Raw genomic sequence first — 22705 nt, 5'->3', positions numbered from 1 at the left:
TATATCCGATATATATAAATTAGATTTTACTATATAAATACTTGACCATCTTATTTCTTCTTTCTAATGTATAATTATCAACAACAAATTCGCGAGCATTTACTGATTGTCGATGATAATCATCATATTCATTAGCATATAATTTAATTATTTCGGCTAATTGTATGTGATTTTTAGGTTCAAACAGCCTCCCATTATAGCCATTAACTACCAGGTTTTTATTTCCTGGTATGTCGCTAACAATACATGGCAAACCACAGCTTAATGCCTCCAATATAGCCAGAGGCATTCCTTCCCACAAAGAAGGAAGCACAAATAAATCATGTTCAGAGAGTAATTTTGCAATATCATTTGACCATCCATGGAAAAAAATGTTTTCTTTAAAATCAAATGACTCTTGTTCTAACTGAGCACGGAGTTCACCATCGCCTACATATGTTAGTGTTACATTTGAATTAACTTTCATTACTTCCTTCATAGCCTTTAGTAAGGTATGAGGATCTTTTTGTTCCGATAAACGGCCAACCATTATCACTTTTAACTTATTACTTATACGTTTTTTCGTAACGGGCACAAACTTAGTAACATCAATACCATTTGCAATGAGATGGACTTTTGCAGGAGAATACCTTAGCTTATTAATTGCTATATCATAATCATCTTTATTTAATACGATTAGATTATCGGTGAAAAATTTTGCAATCCATTCCATAGAAAAATAAACTGCATACTGTTTTTTCGAACTTGCCGCTGGGAAAGAAAATCCATGGACAGTATGAATTACCTGCGTAACCCCAGCTAACTTTGCAGCCAATCGACCTAACACACCTGTTTTAGATGAATGAGTATGTACGACATCATACTTCTCTTTCTTTATTAATTTATAAAGTTTAATAATTGCTCGGAAATCTTTAATTGCGGAAATCTCACGGCATAGTTCATTAACATAGAATATGTTTACTTTATAGTCTGATAACGCTTGAGTTAGAGGGCCATTAGTTGAACACACTAATGAATAATTAAATTCGTTACTCAATGCAGTAATCTCATTCAAAGTCACGCGTTGTACGCCACTGAGTAAAGGAAGTAATTGAACATGCAGTACTTTTAATTTTTTTGCCATCATCATATTTCATTCACAATCGTACAGAGTTAAATATCATCTGTCATAGTAAGAACCATATTTACCACGGACACCATCTGCAATGCCTTGCATGATTTTCTTTGCTGTTTCTTTTTTGTTTTTATTTAAAACCAGTGCAATTGCAGAACGTAACACATTTAAAAATAACTCTCTTAATTTATAGCCCCCTGGGACATATTTCAATCTTAGCATATAAAAGCTATTTCTAACCAGATAATAACGTCTTAATGCACTATGCTGAGATATTGTTCGCCCCAAAATATTAATACGAGCATCACCGATGGTATGAGACATTGTGGCCTTATTAGTCATCGCTACACGATATCCTAAATATTTCGCCCTGAGTGACCATTCAACATCAATATAGTCAACAAATAATTCATTTTTCAAACATCCAATCTTTTGAAAGGCCTCTTTAGAGAAAAATGAACCAGATGCAATCACAAAAGTCACATCCGTTATTTCATTAATTTTATCCCTACTGATGAAAGGCCCTTTATAGGATGTACCAGGATAGACATTATTTGTATGTGGATCATAAAAGGATGCGCCTAAAATGCCAACGTTATATTTCAAATAAATGCTTTTCAAGCTATTGACAAAGCCATTGTCTAAAATGCTATCTTGATCTAAAAGCAACAGATAGAGTGCACCTTTTTCAATCGCTAACTTTATTCCGTAGTTTTGAGCATAAGCCAGGCCATAATTCTTATCTAACTTTACAAGATCAAATTGTAAATAAGTAAGCATTGCCTCAATCTCATCAATATTTGATGATCCATTATCGACGACAGTGCAAAAATCAACTTGGTTAGCCAGTGATTGTAGTTGTTTCTTCAAGCACTCTATATCTGGATTGTATGTCACAGTAACTGAGCTGTTCAATTATAGCCTCTAACTTTCATTCGTCTACAGTATTAATTTTTACCGTCATATTTGCCATATTTTTTGAAGAGACCATCCTTCCATCCTTTAGCAATATATTGCATATAGATTTTTTTCTCTTTAACTGTCGAAATAAATAATAGTGTTCGTAATATAGTAAAAAAAATTTCCCTTATTTTGTAGCCTAACGGAACATAAGGAAGCCACAGCATATAAATAAAATTCCGCGCTAGGTAGTAACGTCTCAACGGGCTATGAATACTAACCTCTCTTCCCATGACCAGTTTTCTTTCGTCACCAATTGAGTGACTCATCTTTGCGTCAGGAATTGCATAGAAACTATAATTTTTACTTGCTGCTCTAAAACACCATTCAAGATCAACGTAATCAATAAATAACTCACTTCGCATGACTCCTACATCTTGTAGTGTATCTACAAAAACAAGCATTCCTGAATTTATCAAAAATGAAACTCTCAATGGAATTCGATCTACAGGATATATCTTTTTAACTCTCACTCCATTTATTTCAATAAATGGATAATTTGTTTCTGTACGCGGATCATAAAATACGGGACCAACTCCACCTATCTTATGTCCGTTATTTGCAAGATTGATCAAAGCACGAACTAAGTTTACTATAAAATCTTTTGTTGGCTCTGAATCTTGATCAAAAAAAAGGACGGCCTCACAATCAGATTCAATTATTTTTTGTAAACCTAAATTTTGAGCCCCTGCCAAGCCTATATTTTCTGAAAGATAAATAAAATCCTTATAATCATGATATTCAGTTTTTAATTTACCAGAATTAGTACTTGCATTATCCACTAAAAAAATACGTATATCTAAATCAGTATTCTTCAGTCTATCTATCAGTTTTCCTAACACGATAATGTCAGGATTATAAGTTACTATTAACACAGCTATTTTTAGCACAATTTCTATCCCATGTCATAAGGTATCCGACAATAATAAGCAAAATCCAATTTGATATCCACGTCAAATACTGATCATCAAACAACTGCATTAATATAGCATATAATATTATTGGATATAATATATAATAAGAACGGATGTTTTTAAATTTCAATACATAAACACGCCCAGAAATAAAACCAAATAACATAGGGAAGACAATCGAAACATAACCAAAATCAAGGTAGTAGGGCCTTAAATAACTATAAACATTTACAGGAAATGGTACAAAAACCCAATTTTGTAAAATACTCGCAATTTCAGATGGATAAAACAAACTTATCCACAGATAAATATTTCTTAATGAGTTGAAACCGAATATTTTCTGTTCCGCATGATCTAATTGTGCGAAAGCCAAAAAACCACCAGATATATAATTATATAAGTAATATGAAATTAAACTAAATGACGAGTCAGGGTATCTGACGCTCATGATTATATAAAAGAACAGAATAAATAAAATACTAAAAAACAGCACTTTCGAAAATCGCAGTTTTTTTGGTGTCAGGACTAACATTACTACTAGATATAATAAAATTAACGTTTTAGCGCCCAACATAATTACCATTGGAAGGCAAAAAATAGAACTAATAAAAAATGTCCACTTACATCTTAAGATAAGAAAGCAAGATGAAAATAATGATAATAAAGCCAAGCGCCCGAGCATACCATAATTTGCCCCATCATCTGCTACTAAATATTCACGGAATGCCGATATATTAAATAAAGATCCAATGCTAAATTTGGAAAAAATGACAAAATAAAATGTTAAGATAAATACAAATGGCAAGAATTTGACATATGATTGAGCACTCAAGCATAGTTTATAATTAACATTTTTATTCCTAAATGTTTGCGCTCCTAAAATTGCAAAAATAAAGAACATTAAGTTGGCTACAAGAATATAATAGTCCTTTGGCAAGTATGTTGACTCAGAAAAATAGCCAACTAAAAGACAGCAAGCCAACCATATTATCGAATGAACTACTGCTGGATGTGTCCATTCTAACTTAAGATAGAAACAGAATACTAAACTACAAAAATACACCACCGTCATTGTTAATACAACATCCATATTAGACTCCCGCTTTATTATAGATGCCGATTCTCTCTACTAAAAATAAGATAATAAAATCAATGAACGACCTTATTGTGAATGCAAATGCGGCTCCAAAAATAGAATACTCTGTTGTGAGTATATAAAGTATCAACATATACGGGATAAATTCAAAAATATGTACTAGCCCAGTCCATTTAGCATGACCTGCCGATTGTATTCTGGCGAAGCAAATTTGTGCAACTGAATTAAAAATAAAACCAACAAGTAAAATCCTAAAAACAGTAGCTGCATCACCTCTATATCCATTACCCAACCAAATACCAAGGATATCACCAGCAAAAACAAAAAAGGGCAACGCTAAAACTATAGAGAAAAAGAATACTGAAATTAATGTTCGCAGATATACCTGCCGCCCATCTTTTGATTGAACAAAACTTAGTCTAGGAAAAAGTGCTCTGGCAACAGCACCTGGAAACAATGATAATCGAGTAACCATATCTGATGGGCCAGAATAATGAGCCACAACACTTGCTCCGGAAAAATGAGAAACCGCAAAGCGATCAACAAACCCCATCAATGGACCAATAATGTTACTAAGTGTAACCCATCCTCCAAAAGTTACTAATTCAGTCAATATATTTTTACTAAAGACGTGAGTAAAATATTTAATATGTCGCAAACAAAGCTTCCATGTTATGAATGCGACAATCCACCTACCTAATACTAACCCAGCAATCGCAGAGATCAACGATGGCGAATACCAAGTAGCGAGAAGGGGAAGCAATATAATAAATGGACTAGTCAAAACCTGTTGAATATTTAAGGATGAAAAATTTTCCACACCCTCGAGATATGCTCGCCATACTTGAGTTAATAACAAAGCAGGAACACATAAACCGAGTAATTGGAGTGCAACTGTGATTTCATTATGAATTTCATATGATACATTCAGAAATCGAACCAGAGCAGGTGATGAAAAATATGCAAGAAGAGCAACAAGTATACTAATCAAAGTAACGGTGTAAATTGAAGTCCCTAAAATGTCATTAACTTTGCTATCATTATCTCTATGCGCAGAAACAAAACGAATTACTGCTCGTGAAATCCCACCGTCAAAAACGCTGGCATAACCCATGAGTGCATAGGCTATGGTAAATAGCCCAAAACGTTCAACACCAAGTAATCTTGCAAGAATCCCCATAACAGGGATTGCCATCAATAAAGGTAAAACCAGACCAAAAATATTCCACCCAGTATTTTTCAGTAAACTCATATTATTTTATTTTCAACCAAGAGTTTTAGACTATCGGCATTCCTATCTTTCTGAGATAAAATGATACTTTCAACATTTGGCCATTCAATATTAATATATTGATCACTCCATAATATAGAGCATTCACTCTCCGGGTGGTAATAATTTGTAGTTTTATAAAGAAACTCTGTATTATCTGTAAGAGTCATAAAGCCATGAGCAAATCCTTCTGGAATCCACAATTGTTTTTTGTTTTCTGCAGATAAAGTAATACCTACCCATCGGCCAAATGTTTTGGAATTTTTTCTTATATCAACAGCGACATCATATACTTCGCCAGAAACACACCTAACTAGTTTCCCTTGAGCATAGGGAGCACGTTGAAAATGTAGACCACGTAATACACCTTTGCTTGATTTCGAATGATTATCCTGTACAAATTCAACTTTCCGACCCGTTGCTTCTTCGAATAATCGCTGATTAAAGCTCTCCATAAAAAAACCACGTTCATCACCAAACACTTTAGGTTCGAAGATTATAACTTCAGGAATTTCAGTTTTGATAACATTCATATTAATAACCCTTAATCATTTTAATCAAATACTGTCCATAAGCATTTTTTGATAATGGGATAGCTAGTTGTTTAACCTGCTCCGCGTCAATAAATCCTTTACGGTATGCTATCTCTTCTGGACAGGAAACTTTTAAACCTTGACGTTCTTCAATTGTGGCAATGAAGTTACTTGCTTCAATTAGACTCTGATGCGTCCCTGTATCAAGCCACGCATAGCCACGTCCCATCATTGCAACAGATAACCTTCCCTGTTCCATATAAATTCGGTTAATGTCGGTAATTTCAAGCTCACCACGTGCAGAAGGTTTTAAGTGCTTTGCCATTTCAACAACATCGTTGTCATAGAAATACAACCCGGTTACTGCATAATTACTTTTAGGCTCGAGTGGTTTTTCTTCAAGGCTAACTGCTGTACCACTTTTATCGAACTCAACCACACCGTAACGTTCAGGATCGTTGACATGATAGGCAAATACAGTTGCACCGCTTTCTTTATTTACGGCAGTATCCATTAATTTTGGTAAGTCATGTCCGTAAAAAATGTTGTCACCCAGAACAAGAGCACAATCATCATTACCGATAAACTCTTCACCAATAATAAATGCCTGGGCTAGGCCATCTGGCGTCGGTTGTACTTTATATTGTAAATTAAGTCCCCACTGGCTACCGTCACCCAATAACTGCTCAAATCGAGGGGTATCCTGAGGAGTACTAATAATCAAGATGTCACGAATCCCTGCCAACATTAGCGTAGAAAGCGGATAATAGATCATAGGTTTATCATAGATTGGCAGCAGTTGTTTGCTTACAGCCATAGTGACAGGATAAAGACGAGTACCTGAGCCACCAGCTAAAATAATCCCTTTACGCGTTTTCATTTCATCATCTCTTTATGTGCAAAATGCCCGTCAAGGGGCATTAAAATAAATTCAGATCGCCGTTGTCGTGAACAACTCAGCCAACATACGTTTTACACCAGCATCCCACTGCGGTAATACCAGCTCAAAGTTATTCTGGAATTTATCGGTGTTCAAGCGAGAATTTGTTGGGCGGTGTGCGGGAGTAGGATACGCACTGGTCGGCACCGCATTTAACTGGGTCAATGCCAGTTCAATTCCTGCCTTACGGGCTTCATCGAACACCAGTGCTGCATAGTCATGCCAGGTCGTGGTTCCACCCGCAACCAGATGGTAGAGTCCAGCCACATCGGGTTTGTTCATTGCAACACGGATAGCATGCGCCGTACAGTCAGCAAGAAGTTCAGCTCCAGTTGGCGCACCGAACTGGTCGTTAATTACCGAAAGCTCTGCGCGCTCTTTTGCCAGTTTCAGCATCGTTTTCGCAAAATTATTGCCTTTACCTGCATACACCCAACTGGTTCTGAAAATCAAATGGTTGGCGCAGTGCGTCTGAAGCGCCATTTCTCCCGCCAGTTTGGTTTCACCGTAGACATTAAGCGGCGCTGTAGCGTCCGTTTCGCGCCATGGTGTTTCGCCGGTGCCAGGAAAAACATAGTCCGTGGAGTAATGCACTACCCACGCTCCGATTTCTGCGGCAGCTCTGGCAATTGCCTCCACACTGGTCGTATTAAGCAACCGGGCAAATTCAACTTCGGACTCAGCCTTATCTACTGCCGTATGGGCAGCCGCGTTGACGATAACGTCAGGCCGGATACGACGAACGGTGTCTGCCACGCCTTGTGGATTACTAAAGTCACCACAATAGTCAGTCGAATGTACATCTAATGCGATCAGGTTCCCCAACGGGGCTAGCGCACGTTGCAATTCCCAACCCACCTGGCCCGTTTTACCAAACAGCAGAATATTCATTACTGACGTTCTCCATAATTCTGTTCGATCCACGTCTTGTAGGCGCCGCTTTTCACATTCTCAACCCACTGCGTATTCGACAGATACCACTCAACAGTCTTACGGATCCCGCTCTCGAAGGTTTCCAGCGGCTTCCAGCCCAGTTCATCGCTGATTTTCGCTGCATCAATCGCATAGCGGCGATCGTGCCCAGGTCTATCCGCTACATATGTAATTTGCTCGCGGTAAGAACTTTCTTTAGGCACAATCTCATCCAACAAATCGCAGATAGTATGGACAACGTCCAGGTTTTTCTTCTCGTTATGACCACCGATATTGTAGGTTTCACCTACAAGTCCCTGAGTCACAACGGTGTATAATGCTCTGGCATGATCTTCAACATACAGCCAATCGCGAATTTGATCGCCTTTGCCATAAATTGGTAATGCTTTGCCCTCAAGTGCATTCAGAATCACCAGCGGGATTAGTTTTTCAGGGAAGTGATACGGCCCGTAGTTATTGGAACAGTTGGTGACAATTGTTGGGAAGCCATAGGTGCGCAGCCACGCGCGAACCAGATGATCGCTTGAGGCCTTTGAAGCAGAGTATGGGCTACTCGGTGCATAAGCCGTCTTTTCGGTGAACAGAGGCAACACACTACCAGCAGCCACTTCATCTGGATGTGGCAGGTCGCCGTATACTTCATCTGTGGAGATATGATGGAAACGAAATGCCTGTTTTTTATCTGCCTCCAGCCCGTTCCAGTAGCTACGAGCAGCTTCCAGCAGTACATAGGTACCGACGACATTCGTTTCGATAAAAGCCGCAGGCCCTGTAATAGAGCGATCAACATGACTCTCAGCAGCCAGATGCATCACCGCATCCGGTTGATGAGTGGCAAAAATACGCGCCATTGCCGCTTTATCACAGATATCCGCGTGTTCAAAATAATAGCGATTATTTTCGCTGACTTCGGCAAGCGACTCCAGGTTACCGGCGTAGGTAAGTTTATCGACATTAACAACGGTATCCTGAGTATTATTAATAATATGACGAACTACTGCAGATCCAATGAAACCCGCCCCACCAGTAACTAGTATTTTCACGTTTTAATTCCGAATATCGTTTATACGAATACTATTAATATGCTGGCACATAATGCACGCATCTGGGCATTATGCACGCTACCGCCCCTGGCCTTGCAGCTACCAGAGCACTACCTAAATTCCAAAGATGTAACCAGCCCCGCCAGCTTTCGCAAAGCTCTGTTAAATTCAAACGCTAATTGTCTTACCAAATGCTACCAGAAACAAGAAAAAATCTGATAAAGCCATGATTAAACTTGGTAGGTTAACTTGTTGTTATTGGTCATTTTTCATAAAAAAGCGACAGTAACATTCCATTGCTTAAAGCATAGAAGCTGGGATGTTAGCTGCCGCTATTTTTTCTGGCTTACCGTCACAAAGACCTGTAAATATCTACTCGCTCAGTAGCTTCTCGATGCTCTTACGGAACTTCGGACCTTCTTTCAGGTTACGCAGCCCATACTTAACGAATGCCTGCATGTAGCCCATCTTTTTACCGCAGTCGTAGCTGTCACCCGTCATCAGCATGGCATCAACAGACTGTTTGTTAGCCAACTCTGCAATGGCATCAGTCAGCTGAATACGTCCCCAGGCACCTGGAGCAGTTTTTTCCAGCTCTGCCCAAATATCAGCAGAAAGCACATAGCGTCCTACGGCCATCAGATCGGAATCCAGCGTTTGCGGCTGATCCGGTTTTTCGATGAACTCAACGATACGGCTGACTTTACCTTCGTTGTCCAAAGCCTCTTTGGTTTGAATAACAGAGTATTCAGACAGATCGCCCTCCATACGCTTAGCCAGCACCTGACTGCGCCCGGTTTCATTAAAACGAGCAACCATAGCAGCGAGGTTATAGCGCAGCGGATCCGCACTTGCGGTATCCAGAATAACGTCAGGTAATACCACGACAAACGGGTTATCACCAATGATAGGACGAGCACAAAGAATGGAGTGACCCAGACCCAGTAACTGAGCCTGACGGACGTTCATGATAGTCACGCCCGGAGGACAGATAGACTGCACCTCGGCTAATAACTGGCGCTTAACACGCTGCTCAAGCAACGATTCGAGTTCGTAAGAGGTGTCGAAGTGGTTCTCAACCGCGTTCTTAGACGCATGAGTTACCAGAACGATTTCTTTGATACCTGCAGCTACAATTTCGTCGACAATGTATTGAATCATCGGCTTGTCTACGATCGGCAGCATCTCTTTAGGGATTGCCTTAGTGGCTGGCAACATGTGCATCCCCAGACCCGCTACCGGAATAACTGCTTTCAAATTAATCATTAAGTCATTCACCTATTCATTAGTTGCTGAATTATAGCTTTTTAGCTTGTTTTAGCCAGTATGAATTACATTGTACAGTTGCCGCGTATGTTACGCCGCTTATCTGTAGAATGCAGTAATCTTAAGCTCAAGTATGTGCGACTTGAGCCAGGAATGGTCGCAAAGTTACCTCCCCTGCCCCGGTAGTCGAAAATTCACCGCTTCTACATTCACTACCTGATGGTTTATACGGTCGATGTCAACTGAACTTTGCCCAGCTTCGTTTACTGCATGTACGTTGGCCAGTGAGAGTAGTGTGTCCTGCCTGGCCATAAACTTACCGCGTATGTCCTGGCGCAGATCGAAGTGCATCTTAAGTGCGGGCCCCGTGCCCGATTGCTGCATCACCCTGACGTTACGTAAAAAAAGGTGTTGCGGTTGGTTATGCAACTCAAGCGTGGCATGCTTCATCTCCACGTTGGTGATGGCCACGAATGACGTTGCATTACCAGAGGAGATCTGAATTCCGCGTAATTTGTATTCACGTTTGGTGTTATCGAGATGGATATTATTTAGCTTAAAGTTTTGTGGAATGGATAAATATCGACCTTTGATGACGCCATAACCAATGAGCATACCTGCGCTGTTCTCCATATTGATATTATCAATCACGAAGTTATCACATCCATAAATAGCAACCGTCGCATTATCAATGCCTGCTTTCTTACTGAAATCCGGTGTGATATTTCGCGCGGTAATATTACGAATGATAAAATGCTTGCCGTTCTCCACATGAACTAACTGCCGACAGTCGCTACCGGTGATGTTCGCCACCACGAAGTTTTTTACCGCCAGTTCATCGGGATAGCTATTGTCATAGGTACTGCCCGCCAGCCCGATACCGATGCCCCAGTTCACATTGCCATTGGTACAGTTAATACGTTCAATGACATGGTCAGAAATGAGGATGTTGCTGTCGTTGATAGCCACATTCCACTCAATGGCATCTCCCTGGAGATCGCTAAATCGGCAGTTTGTAATCTTTACGCCATCCATTCGGTTATGAAAACCCTGACGTAAAATCCCATAGTTAGCGCGTGTGACAGTAATATCATCAATAATCAGATTACGCATCAGCCTTGAAGTTTTACCGCCGATATAAATTTGCGTCACCGGACCGAAACCGCACATGGCAATCCCTTTTATTACACAGTCCGAACCACGTACATCCAGGGTAACATTCTTCAGGCTCCCGCCCTGCTCGCCCACCACTTTGCATCCATCCTGCAGAATAAAGCGCCCACGGCCATTGCCACTTATTCGCCCTTGTATGAAGAGCGTTTTGCCTGGCGGAATAACAATAGCAGTATTGAGATCCTTACATTCCAGGCCTTTTGGTACGACGACCATTTGCCCTTCTTTGAACGCCTGCCTGAAAAAGGCCACCCAATCCTGTGGGTTGTAATCCTGAATGTTGACGCTGCCCGATGATTCAAGCGCGCGAACAACGGGAGAATGCAGCACGACAAGCGCAGAGCCCGCCGTCAGAAAAGTACGGCGTGAGAGTTTGTTCTCTGACATACAACCTCGATTTACATCGTTTGCAGCAGACTGGCTAACTGTTTATTGATAGCTAACTGATTAAATTCATTTTCAATTTTTTCACGCGCACACTGAACAATCGACTGTACCTGCTCACTGTCGAGCAGGCTAAATGCCGCTAAACGCTCTGCCAGTGCCTGCGCGTCGTTTTCCGGTGCCAGCCAGCCTGATTTACCCGACTCGACCAGCTCCGGGATCCCGCTGTGAACGGTGGAAATCACCGGAATACCCACCGCCATTGCCTCCATCAGTGCCACCGGGATCCCTTCCATATCGCCGTCTCTTCCGGTGATCGAAGGCAGCAAAAATACATCCGCCTGTTCAAGCATCTCCTTTACCTGATGACTGGGCTTAAAGCCGGGCATCTCAATAACGCCATCGAGTTGATATTGCTCGATCAGCGTACGTAAACGACGCTCCCAAGGGCCGATACCCAGAATTCGATAACGAAATGAAACGCCCTGCTCTTTTAACTGACGACAAGCTTCGATGGCGAGGTGCAGTCCTTTTTTCTCGGTTAACCGGGCAACAGAGATTATTTCCAGCGGTGCAGTTGGCGATTTCAACTGGCGTGGCGTAAAGCGTGTCATATCGATTCCCATACGCGAGACCGCGATTTTTTGCGGCGGACATCCCATGTTTTTTAACCGTCCGGCCCAGAGATTGCTGATGGGCAACATTAAATCACCGCGTTGAAACAGCTGCTGATACTCAGGGGTATAGCGGGCCAAAACGCCCCGGTGCGAAACATCAATCCCATGAAATACCGTGGCGATTTTTCCGCGGATCATCCCAAGCTCACGCAGCTTGGCGGCCGTTACGCCTGCGGGCCCAAAATGAGCAATAAAAACATCCGCCTCAAACGCTCGCGGATTCCCGCCGCAAATAGCTGCCAAAATCAGATTGCGCGCCTCCTCACCATAGCGTGCAACATTAAGCGCTTTCCAGGTCGCTGCGCGGGTAATACCGTGCAGAGCCGCCGCTGCCCTATATTTCAGTTTCGCCAGTTTGCTTTCCGGTTCATTCAGCAACCAGCGCGTTTTTTCACCCAGACGGTAGGTATTAAAGGAGGCATGAGTATTTTCAAGATCGCCCTTCTGCAAAGCGACAATCTCCACGTCGTAGCCCATATCGATAAATGCGGTTATCTGATTGAGTACAAATGTCTCGGAGGAGAGCGGAAATTTAAGCAGGAAAAAACCAATCTTCATTTATCCCCCTCAATACGCGTTAAAACCGACTGCACCATGCGTACCCCACGTTCGCGTTCGCGCATAACCGCGTCGCCGAGACGTATGCGCAGCTCAGGTAACTGTCCGAGAGTATCGGCAACCTTCCCTTCCAGACTGCCATCGAGAAGATGACGAATATCAACAGCCATCTCCGGTAACCCCAGTTGTCGCATGATCCCAGCCGATTTGTGCTCGTAGTTAATGGCGATGGCAGGCGTCATAAAATTCATCGAGATGATGGCAGAATGCAAGCGAGTCCCCACCGTCAGATCGCATGCGCCCAGAATCTTCCCCATCTCCAGATCGTTAAGTTCATCCATCACCACGTGATATCGGGCCGGGTCATTAACATACTGGCGCAGGTTTAACGCTACCATGCGATCATCTTTGTTGTAACTATCAATACCGGTGCAGGTTGACAGTGCAATCACCTGATAACCTTCATCAAGGATGCGGTTCACCACCCCGGCAAAGGCTTGCTCATAGGCCTGCTGCGTTGTCCCCAGACGCTTATCAAAAGGCGCCAACTCACGCAATGTAATGGCAACGGTCTTCTGTTTAGCCGCCATGTCTAACCAGTGCTGTACCGCATAACCGGGCTCAAAATCCTCATGATGATTGTCGACCAGCCAGGCCGTATCTACGCCTGTTTCGACTTTATCCGTGATAATTGCGCTGCGCTTCATCAGATCCAGACTGACGGATTCACGTAAAATCAGCGCATTACAGTGACCAAACACGTAGTTCGCCAGTTGATTAAACTGCCCATCCTGGAATGGCCCCACGCTGTGACCAATCATGTACAGCGGTTTTTTCGCCATAAACGAACACAGGGCATGTTCAAACTGCGGCACGCCATACAGATCGACAAAGAACGATCCGCCGACCTGGATAATGGCGTCATAGCGCGATAGCAGACGGACAAAATCGGTAAACCCCTGGGCGATAGCGATATTGCGCAGATTACCGGAATCAGTAACACGCGAGAGCAGTACCTGATGCTGATAGCGACGACGCAGCACTTTCTTCACGCGCCCCATAACACCCGCTGCGTTGTTATGTTGCTTCATCTGCAAATACAGCGGGTCGCCCATCACCGGGCGGTTTAACAACCACGAAGAGCTCACCGGGTAACGGCTCATCACATCCACTTCGGTCTCGGGACGCAACGCGTTAATGGCATCCAGCAAACCGCGCAGGATCGCGCTATCCCCTCGGTTCCCGCAGGTATGGTTGCCTAAAATTAGTAATTTCATTATGACCTCTTAAAACGTTGTTCTTATCCCGCACGGAGCAAGGTTTTCATTTTTTCACTGCGACAGAGTTGGCGTTTTAATTCCACCACCAGCGGATGGCGCGACAGCACAATCATTAGCGCAAACACCAGTGCTCCTGCCGCTATCTGGATCCCCAGCAGCGCGCTTAATGGCACCTGGTTACGCAGGGTTAAGCCCAACGTATAGCTCACCACAAGGGTTGGTAAGGAGAGATACAACGGCAGCCACAGGCTGAGCATGTACTGACGGTAGCTGGAGCCAAGAACAGGTTTGATCATCACGAAGTAGCTGAGGATCGTATTAATCACCTGAACCAGCAAAAAGCCCAGCGTCACGCCAATCGCCCCCGCCAGATGACCGCCAATGAAAATGGCAGGAATAAACAGAATGGTTTTGAACACATTGAATTTGAAGCTGATATCGACCCGGGCTTTCGCCATCAAGAGCGATCCTATTGGATTCCCCACCGAGCGCAGCAAACCCACAATGCACAATAGTTGCAGGACCGGAATAATGCCGTTCCACTTCTCGCCAAACACCAGCGGCACCACATTGTCCGACACCACCATCAGTCCCAGTAGCGCCGGGAAGTTGATAATCCCAACCACTGACAGCAGCTTGTAAAAATTCACCCGTAGTTTTTCGCTGTCGTCCTGGATTTTGGCAAACGCCGGAAACAGCACGCGGGTGATAATCGGGTTCAGTTTGATCGGCGGGACAACCGCCACGTTCCACGCAAGATTGAATCCGCCCGCCACGCCAGCTCCCAACGTGCGGGCTAAAACCAGCGTGGAAAGGTTGGTATTGATGTAATTGATGATGCTGTCTGCCGTCAGCCATGCGCCAAAACGCAGGTTCGACGAAACGGATGCCAGCGAAAAATGCAGCCCGGGTCGGTAAATCCGGCGGCCAAAATAGCCGAACAGCAGCGTACGTAGCGTACTATTCACCAGATACCCAAGAATGGCCGTCAGCGCGAGCGGCCAGAAATGGGCGCTGACCACGGTAAAGGTAAATCCAGCCAGCACCGAACTGGTTTCAATCATGCCAATTTTGTTGAAGGCCAGCTCTTTTTGCATCAGCGCGCGAAACTGCTGCCCGTGCGGTATAACCACAAACGCCAGTGATAAGGTTTTGATGAGCGGTGCCAGTTCTGGATTATTGAGAACATGGGCAATCGTCTCGCTCAGCAAAAACATCGCCACGCATACCACGATACCCAGCCCAACGTTTAGCCAGTACAGCGTCGTCAGCTCCAGATAACCAATCTCTTTGCGTTGAATAATTGAGTTGGCGATACCGAAATCCGACAGCGTATCGGCCAGCGCTATGATCACCAGCGACACGGTTAACAACCCGAACTGGTGGTTATCAATAATTCGCGCCAGGACGGTCATCTGAATAAGTCCGAGCCCAATAATGATCACCGTGGCAATCGCCGACCACTTTGCGCCATTAAGCGTTTTTTCTCGTAAGCTCATGTTAATACGCCGCTTTGTTAACAAAGCCTTTGAATATCGTCAGAAAAACAATTTTGATATCGAACCACACGCTCCACTCGCGAATGTATTCGAGGTCAAACTCCACACGTTTCTCCATTTTTTCCAGCGTATCGGTTTCACCGCGCCAGCCGTTGATTTGCGCCCAGCCGGTAATACCCGGTTTCACCTTATGGCGTAACATGTATCCCTCAATCAGTTGGCGGTACTGTTCGTTATGCGCCACCGCATGCGGACGTGGTCCGACGATAGACATCCCCCCGGTGAGCACGTTAATAAACTGCGGCAGTTCATCAAGCGACGTCCGACGCAGGAAATTCCCCACAGGAGTAACGCGCGGATCGTTTTGCGTGGCCTGCGTCACCACCGCATCGTTTTCCATCACTTTCATTGAGCGAAACTTCCAGACTTTGATCGGCTTCCCATCCATGCCATAGCGAGTCTGGCGGAAAATCACCGGTCCTTTGGAGGTCAGTTTTACCAGTAGCGCTATGCCACACAGCACCGGGGAAATAAGTAGCAGGATCAGTGAAGCCAGCACGATATCTTCCGCGCGTTTTAACAGACGATTAATCCCCGAGAGTGGCGTGTCATACAGCGGCACCACCGGAATGCCGTTCATCTCTTCAATCCGTGAATGCAGAATGTTGAAGGTAAAGACATCAGGAATTAGGATCACTGAACAGGTGGTATCGGCCAGCTCGCGCACTAATTTTTTGACGCTGGCACCATCGCTCATCGACATGGCGATATAAACGTTATGAATGCGTGAGGCTTTGGCGTCATCCACCAGTTGTTGCAGATTACCGGCCCAGTCGCGGGAGTTTTTTCCAGGGATAGGGTCGTGATAGATACCTGCAACTTCAAACCCCAGCCACGGTTCATGGCGAAAGCTGTCCAGCAGCATTTGTCCGGCAGGCAGGTCCCCTGCCACCGCCACCCGGCGAGTGTTGTACCCGCGATTGCGCAGCCATCCCGCGCCGTAGCGAATAAACGAACGACTCAACACCAGGCCAACGCTGGATAGCAGATACCACGCCAGCCAGACGGCGAGACGGTTATCAAAATCATCATTAAAGGCGATCAGACCTGCGCAAAAAATCAGGCTCAACGTCCAGTTTTGCAGCAACAGCACCAGCTCAGTGGTCATTTTGACACCACGCCAGGAGCGATAAAAATCCGTTATGCCACCGAGCATCTGAAAAACGACCAGCGTGATCAACGCCACCAGCAGGTGCATGTACAGGAAAGGCAAACCGCTTAATTCGCAGATTACCCACAACCCGCCAAACATGATGGTGATATCTGAAAAGCGTTGCACCATCGAAATTAACGACGCATTGGTTTTGGCGCGCTCGCGCTTCTTTAGATGTGTCATCGTGGTTCCTGTTAGTCACCCTTTGCCCAGAATCGGGCAAAGGAAGCACCAGCATTACTGATTCAGTAACGCCAGAAGAGTGCGCGTTCGCGCTTCCATCAACGGAATATCTCCGCGCGATTCCACGTTCAGGCGCACCACCGGTTCGGTATTGGAAGAGCGTAAATTGAAGCGCCAGTCGACAAACGACATGCTGATACCGTCCGTTCTGTCTACCGTCAGCGCCTCACGGGAAAAATGCTGCTCCACGCGCGCAATCGCTGCCGCCGGCTCTGCCAGCGTGCTGTTTATTTCACCACTCGCCGGGTAGGCCACCATCCGGTCGCGGACCAGTTCGCCCAGCGACTGTCCTTTCAGACACAGCAGTTCAGCCACCAGCAGCCACGGGATCATGCCGCTGTCACAGTAGGCAAAATCACGGAAATAGTGGTGCGCGCTCATTTCGCCGCCATAAATGGCATCTTCATAGCGCATCCGCTCTTTGATAAACGCGTGCCCGGTTTTTGACATCACCGGTTTACCGCCTGCCGCCGTCACCACGTCCACGGTGTTCCAGGACAGACGCGGGTCGTGGATAATCTTCGCCCCCGGATTCTTCTCCAGAAACGCCTCCGCCAGCAGGCCGACAATGTAGTAACCCTCAATGAACTGACCTTTTTCATCGAACAGGAAGCAGCGGTCAAAATCACCGTCGAAGGCAATCCCCATATCTGCGCCGTGTTCAATCACCGCGTTGCGCGTGTCAGCCCGACATTCTGGCAGCAGAGGATTGGGAATACCGTTGGGGAAGTTGCCATCCGGCGTATTGTGGATTTTGATGAACTCGACCGGCACGCCCAATGTTTTAAAACGGGCTTCAATGGCGTCAACCACCGGACCTGCCGCGCCGTTGCCGGAATTGAGCACCAGCTTCATCGGTTTCAGATTGGCGGGATTGATGTAACCCAGCAGGTGGTCAATGTAGGCATCACGGGTAGTAATACGCTGGTAGCGGCCACGTTTTGTCTCATCAACCGCCGGGAAGTCGTTGGCTTCCGCCAGGCGCTGTACGTCGCGCAGACCGGTATCACCGCTGATGGGCCGTGCCCCTTCCCGCACCAGCTTCATGCCGTTGTAATCCATCGGATTATGGCTGGCGGTCACTTCAATACCGCCGTCAATACCCAGGTGGAAGGTGGCGAAGTAAATCTCTTCGGTACCCGACATGCCAATATCCAGCACATCCACCCCCGCATCCTGAAGTCCTTTCGCCAACGCCAGCTTTAGCGTCTTGCTGGTCAGGCGCACATCGCCGCCGAGGACAATCGTTTTTGGCTTCAGGAACTCACCGTAAGCTCGGCCAATACGCCACGCGATATCTTCATTCAGCTCTTCGCCCAGCCTGCCGCGAATATCGTAGGCTTTGAAACAGGTTAATTTCGTCATGATTTACCCTTCTTCAGGCAACAGGAGGCCCTGACTCTTAATGAGCCTTTTTAATGAGTGTTAAATGCATTTCCCGGCGCGCTTCGCTTACCGGGCCTACGGTGTTGTAGGCCGGATAAGCGCGGCGCATCCTGCATCAGGCGCGCCCGTATCTGTCCGCAAACCGCACCACATCATCCTCATCGAGGTAAGATCCGGAGCGCACTTCAATCAGATCGAGCGGGATTTTCCCGGGATTCTCCAGACAATGGGTCGCCCCAAGCGGAATATAGACAGACTCGTTTTCAGCGAGCAGTTTGATGTCATCATTGATCGTCACTTTCGCGGTACCGGCCACCACTACCCAGTGTTCAGCCCGGTGATGATGCATCTGCACGGACAATCCTTCACCGGGTTTAACGGTAATTCGCTTCACCTGGTAACGGTCTCCGGCATCAATGGAGTCGTACTTGCCCCACGGACGGTAAACTTCACGGTGAATATGGTGTTCATGTCGTCCGTCAGCTTTAATTTGCTCCACCACTTTTTTGACGTCCTGCACCGCGTTGCGATCGGCGATCAGCACCGCATCTTTGGTCTGCACCACCACCAGATCCTTCACCCCGACGGTCGTCACCAGGCCAGATTCGGCATACACGTAGCTGTTCTCCGTTTTGTGGCTAATGACGTCGCCATGATGCACATTGCCTTCGGCGGTATGGGCGCTGATTTCCCACAGCGATGACCAGGAGCCAACATCGCTCCAGCCTGCGTTCATGGGCATTACCACCGCATCGGCTGTACGTTCCATTACCGCATAGTCCACAGACTCTTCCGGACAGGCGAGAAACGCCTGTTCATCAACGCGGATAAAATCGAGATCGGGGTCGACCGTACTCATGGCATTCGCACAAGCCTCAAGAATGTCGGGGCGGTACTTTTCCAGTTCTTCCAGGTAACGTCCGGCGCGGAACAAGAACATGCCGCTGTTCCAGTAGTAATCGCCGTTCGCCACATAAGCCTGCGCGGTTTCCAGATTGGGTTTTTCAACAAACTGCGCCACTTCGAACGCCACGGCGTCGGTATTCGTTGGCGAAACCACGCCACGGCGGATATAGCCATAGCCCGTTTCCGGCTGGTCCGGCACGATACCAAACGTCACCAGCTTACCCGCACTGGCATAGGGCATAGCATTGCGAACCGCCTCGCGAAATGCCTCTTCGTCGGCAATCATGTGATCGGCCGCCAATACCAGCAGCAGCGGATCTTCCTCCGGGCTTTGACGTTTTGCCGCCAGTGCGGCCAGCGCTATCGCCGGTGCCGTGTTACGTCCGGCGGGTTCGAGAATAATGTTCTCAGTCAGCTTGTGCAGTTGCCGTAGCTGTTCCGCGACGATGAAACGGTGTTGTTCATTACAGATAACCACCGGGCTTTCACACTCCACGCCATTCAGACGACAGATCGTTGTCTGCAGCATGGTGAGATCACCTTTCAGGCACAGGAACTGCTTTGGATACAATACGCGGGACAGAGGCCATAAACGGCTACCCGAGCCACCGGCCATCACTACCGGAAAGAGTTTGCTTTGACTCATCATTAACCCCGAATATCAGCAATAAATTGGCTAAGCACGTTATCTTTATCCAGCGTGCGTTCGGCATAGTCACGTGCCACCGTATTGACTTTTGGCATCCTCAACGCTTGTTGGATACCGCAAACCAGCGCATTTACCGATTCCGGCTCCACGCATACAGCGATGCCTGGAACAATGTTACAGAGCTGCCCCAGCTCGGTTTCCGGCTCGGCGGTAATCACAGCGTTACCACCAACGGCGAGGATATTGGTCAGTTTGGAGGGCAGTACGGCATCCGCCGCACCGCGCTTTTGTACCACCAGATGACAGTCCGCCATTTTGAGCAGTGCAGGCAGCGCGTCATAAGATTGCAGCGGAAAGAACATCACATTGTTCAGGCCGCGTTCGCTGGTCATATTCTCCAGCCGCGCTTTACCCCCGCCCTGCCCGACAATCACAAACAGCCAGGGCCGCTCGCTCAACAGGGCCGCTGCGTCGATTACACTCTCCAGCCCTTGCTTTTCACCAATATTGCCAGAGTAGAGAATGATTTTTTTTCCATCAGGCAAGCCCAGTTGCTGGCGCAACGCCAGAGCATCGGCGGCGTCCACATCGCGAAAACGCGCTACTTCTGACCAGTTCGGAAAGAAAATAACCTTCTGTGCATCAACGCCCTTTTCCTGTGCTTTATTCATCATTGAGCGAGAAATGGTCGAAATATGATCCATATTCAACAGCCCACTGCGCTCAAAAGCGCTGGCCAGTTTTGCCACCATACCGCGCTTGCCTTTGCCCGCCATGCCAAGTCCCAACATGGCATCAACTTCGTAATCCTGAATATGCAGCAGCGTGCGCGCCCCGGACAGCTTCGCCAGCAGGCGCATTCCCGGCGTACAAAACAGCGTCGGTACTACCCCAATGATGCGATCCGGCTTCCAGCGGCGCTGCGCCAGCAGCGGGAAGAAACTGCTCAGGGCGAAACTGCCTAAATGCAGTAGACGCTTGAGCGTGGAGGGCTGCTCAGGCACATACAGCGGGCAACGCCAGACGATGGCATCGCCCTCTTCACGACGGTAGCGCCAGGATGAATAGCGACCGTTGACTTTCCACTGCGGATAATAAGGCGGCGCAGTGATCACCCGTACGTCATGCCCCTGTTGCGCCATCCACGCCACCATTTCACCGGTGTATTTACCGATACCGGTCAACTCCGGCGAATAGTTGATGCCATACACAAGGATCTTCATAGCCCGGGTGCTCCGGCCTGACTCTTCTCACAGAAGTAAGCCCGGCTGTTGTCGTGCACGTGGTCACTGACCAGAATCTCTTCAATTGCCAACCAGCGGTACGCGTCATGTTGAACGTCAGGCAGTTGCAGGTCGTTTTCCGACACCCGCAGACGAAATCCCAGCACGATGTAATGCGTTGAGAAATCTTCCCCGGAAAAGTTGTCGTCATAGAAGTGCTGCCAGACACCGTAAAACTGCGCAGCGGACAGCGGTAAACGTAACCCCAGCTCAGCTTCAGTAAGCCGCTCAAAGGCCGCGTGCAACGGTTCATCTTTTTGCACCCGACCGCCGGGCACAAACCAGTACCCCTGCGCAGGACGATTGAGGCGCTTGCCAAGCAGAAATTCACCGTGGGCGTTTTCCACGATCAAATCGATGGAAATCAGCGGAGTTGAACGTACAACGGTGGCAAAATCCTCATGACGTAAAAACATGCTTACCCCCGGTAACGCTGCTGGTTTTCAAGGAACCACTGATATGTACTGGCAAGCCCCGCTTGCAGAGATATCTCGTGATACCAGCCCAACTGATGCAGACGCGTAACGTCGAGCAATTTGCGCGGCGTGCCGTCCGGTTTGCTGGCGTCAAACACCACACGCCCCTTGTAGCCCACGACCTCCGCAATAGTCTGCGCCAGTTCACGGATGGTGCAGTCCACGCCGGTCCCCACGTTGATATGCGACAGCATCGGCTGGGTATATTCCTGCAACACTTCCTGAGCCAGCTCCATCACGTGGATACTGGCCGCCGCCATATCGTCGACATGCAGAAATTCACGCATTGGCGTCCCGCTGCCCCATACCACCACATCCGGCGCATTTTGCCCGCGAGCTTCATGAAAGCGGCGCAGCAGCGCCGGGATCACATGCGAATTACTCGGATGAAAGTTGTCATGCGGCCCATACAGATTGGTCGGCATCACCGAGCGATAATCACGGCCATACTGTCGGTTATACGATTCACACAGCTTGATACCGGCAATTTTGGCAATCGCATACGGCTCATTGGTCGGTTCAAGTGTCCCCTGCAACAGTTCACCCTCGGCGATTGGCTGGGTAGCTTGCTTGGGATAAATACAGGATGACCCGAGAAACAACAGTTTATTCACGTTATGCAGATGTGCAGCATGAATAATGTTGCTCTCAATCATCATGTTTTCATAAATAAAATCAGCAGGATAAGTATTGTTTGCCACAATCCCTCCTACTTTTGCCGCCGCCAGATAAACCTGGTCAATACGTTCAGCGGCAAAAAACGCCTGCACCGCACTGGCGTCCAGCAGATTAAGCTGGTCGCGGGTACGCAGCACCAGCTCCACATTATTTCGCTGCGACAATTGTCTGACGATGGCGGACCCCACCATCCCGCGATGGCCCGCCACAAAAATACGTTGTGTCTTCATC

The 22705-nt window shown here is 46.6% G+C and carries 20 protein-coding genes; all 20 read right to left on the bottom strand.

The features are described 5' to 3' along the window. Window positions 1-19: 19 nt before the first annotated feature. Window positions 20-1129, bottom strand: a complete 1110-nt coding sequence (locus OGV57_RS19425; protein ID WP_226791411.1) for a glycosyltransferase family 4 protein — start codon at window positions 1127-1129, stop codon at window positions 20-22. Between the two features lie 30 nt (window positions 1130-1159). Continuing rightward, the gene (locus tag OGV57_RS19420) at window positions 1160-2011 is read right to left on the bottom strand and encodes a rhamnosyltransferase (protein ID WP_257672816.1); all 852 of its coding nucleotides are present in this window, start codon (window positions 2009-2011) and stop codon (window positions 1160-1162) included. Window positions 2012-2061: 50 nt separating this feature from the next. Continuing rightward, the gene (locus OGV57_RS19415) at window positions 2062-2964 is read right to left on the bottom strand and encodes a rhamnosyltransferase (RefSeq protein ID WP_054528550.1); all 903 of its coding nucleotides are present in this window, start codon (window positions 2962-2964) and stop codon (window positions 2062-2064) included. Continuing rightward, window positions 2930-4078: an O-antigen polymerase gene (locus tag OGV57_RS19410; protein ID WP_071684319.1), complete on the bottom strand. Its 1149-nt coding sequence runs from the start codon at window positions 4076-4078 to the stop codon at window positions 2930-2932. Before OGV57_RS19410 ends, OGV57_RS19415 begins: the two co-directional genes overlap by 35 nt. 1 nt (window position 4079) lies before the next feature. Beyond that, a complete protein-coding gene (locus tag OGV57_RS19405) occupies window positions 4080-5336 on the bottom strand; it encodes a flippase (RefSeq protein WP_054528551.1) in 1257 nt (418 codons plus the stop codon). After that, on the bottom strand, window positions 5333-5887 hold the full coding sequence (rfbC, locus tag OGV57_RS19400) for a dTDP-4-dehydrorhamnose 3,5-epimerase (protein WP_054528552.1): 555 nt from the start codon (window positions 5885-5887) through the stop codon (window positions 5333-5335). Before rfbC ends, OGV57_RS19405 begins: the two co-directional genes overlap by 4 nt. A 1-nt stretch (window position 5888) precedes the next feature. Further along, window positions 5889-6767: a glucose-1-phosphate thymidylyltransferase RfbA gene (gene rfbA / locus OGV57_RS19395; protein ID WP_048218077.1), complete on the bottom strand. Its 879-nt coding sequence runs from the start codon at window positions 6765-6767 to the stop codon at window positions 5889-5891. A gap of 51 nt (window positions 6768-6818) precedes the next feature. Then, the gene (rfbD, locus tag OGV57_RS19390; protein ID WP_054528553.1) at window positions 6819-7718 is read right to left on the bottom strand and encodes a dTDP-4-dehydrorhamnose reductase; all 900 of its coding nucleotides are present in this window, start codon (window positions 7716-7718) and stop codon (window positions 6819-6821) included. Continuing rightward, window positions 7718-8803: a dTDP-glucose 4,6-dehydratase gene (rfbB, locus tag OGV57_RS19385; RefSeq protein WP_054528554.1), complete on the bottom strand. Its 1086-nt coding sequence runs from the start codon at window positions 8801-8803 to the stop codon at window positions 7718-7720. Before rfbB ends, rfbD begins: the two co-directional genes overlap by 1 nt. Before the next feature lie 372 nt (window positions 8804-9175). Further along, the gene (gene galF, locus OGV57_RS19380) at window positions 9176-10069 is read right to left on the bottom strand and encodes a GalU regulator GalF (RefSeq protein ID WP_049002535.1); all 894 of its coding nucleotides are present in this window, start codon (window positions 10067-10069) and stop codon (window positions 9176-9178) included. A gap of 165 nt (window positions 10070-10234) precedes the next feature. After that, entirely contained in the window at window positions 10235-11629 is a 1395-nt protein-coding gene (gene wcaM, locus OGV57_RS19375; RefSeq protein WP_286531580.1) for a colanic acid biosynthesis protein WcaM, read from the bottom strand. An 11-nt stretch (window positions 11630-11640) separates the two neighbouring features. After that, entirely contained in the window at window positions 11641-12861 is a 1221-nt protein-coding gene (wcaL, locus tag OGV57_RS19370) for a colanic acid biosynthesis glycosyltransferase WcaL (RefSeq protein ID WP_003841815.1), read from the bottom strand. Continuing rightward, window positions 12858-14138 carry a colanic acid biosynthesis pyruvyl transferase WcaK gene (wcaK, locus tag OGV57_RS19365; protein ID WP_054528556.1) on the bottom strand — a complete coding sequence of 427 codons (1281 nt, stop codon included), beginning with the start codon at window positions 14136-14138 and terminating at the stop codon, window positions 12858-12860. Before wcaK ends, wcaL begins: the two co-directional genes overlap by 4 nt. 23 nt (window positions 14139-14161) lie before the next feature. Further along, entirely contained in the window at window positions 14162-15640 is a 1479-nt protein-coding gene (gene wzxC / locus OGV57_RS19360; protein WP_054528557.1) for a colanic acid undecaprenyl disphosphate flippase WzxC, read from the bottom strand. A gap of 1 nt (window position 15641) precedes the next feature. Beyond that, window positions 15642-17036: an undecaprenyl-phosphate glucose phosphotransferase gene (gene wcaJ, locus OGV57_RS19355; protein ID WP_049002530.1), complete on the bottom strand. Its 1395-nt coding sequence runs from the start codon at window positions 17034-17036 to the stop codon at window positions 15642-15644. A gap of 54 nt (window positions 17037-17090) precedes the next feature. Beyond that, complete coding sequence (gene cpsG, locus OGV57_RS19350; protein WP_054528558.1) at window positions 17091-18461, bottom strand: colanic acid biosynthesis phosphomannomutase CpsG; 1371 nt, start codon at window positions 18459-18461, stop codon at window positions 17091-17093. Between the two features lie 136 nt (window positions 18462-18597). Beyond that, window positions 18598-20034, bottom strand: coding sequence for a mannose-1-phosphate guanyltransferase (cpsB, locus tag OGV57_RS19345; protein WP_054528559.1), 1437 nt, complete (start codon window positions 20032-20034; stop codon window positions 18598-18600). A 2-nt stretch (window positions 20035-20036) separates the two neighbouring features. Continuing rightward, a complete protein-coding gene (gene wcaI / locus OGV57_RS19340; protein WP_003844321.1) occupies window positions 20037-21260 on the bottom strand; it encodes a colanic acid biosynthesis fucosyltransferase WcaI in 1224 nt (407 codons plus the stop codon). Then, the gene (locus OGV57_RS19335; protein WP_054528560.1) at window positions 21257-21736 is read right to left on the bottom strand and encodes a GDP-mannose mannosyl hydrolase; all 480 of its coding nucleotides are present in this window, start codon (window positions 21734-21736) and stop codon (window positions 21257-21259) included. Before OGV57_RS19335 ends, wcaI begins: the two co-directional genes overlap by 4 nt. 2 nt (window positions 21737-21738) lie before the next feature. Then, a complete protein-coding gene (fcl, locus tag OGV57_RS19330; protein ID WP_054528561.1) occupies window positions 21739-22704 on the bottom strand; it encodes a GDP-L-fucose synthase in 966 nt (321 codons plus the stop codon). Window position 22705: the final 1 nt, after the last annotated feature.

It is taken from the genome of Citrobacter sp. Cf087, assembly GCF_030334285.1.
Taxonomy (GTDB): domain Bacteria; phylum Pseudomonadota; class Gammaproteobacteria; order Enterobacterales; family Enterobacteriaceae; genus Citrobacter; species Citrobacter freundii.
This window is presented reverse-complemented; position numbering and strand designations above follow the sequence as displayed.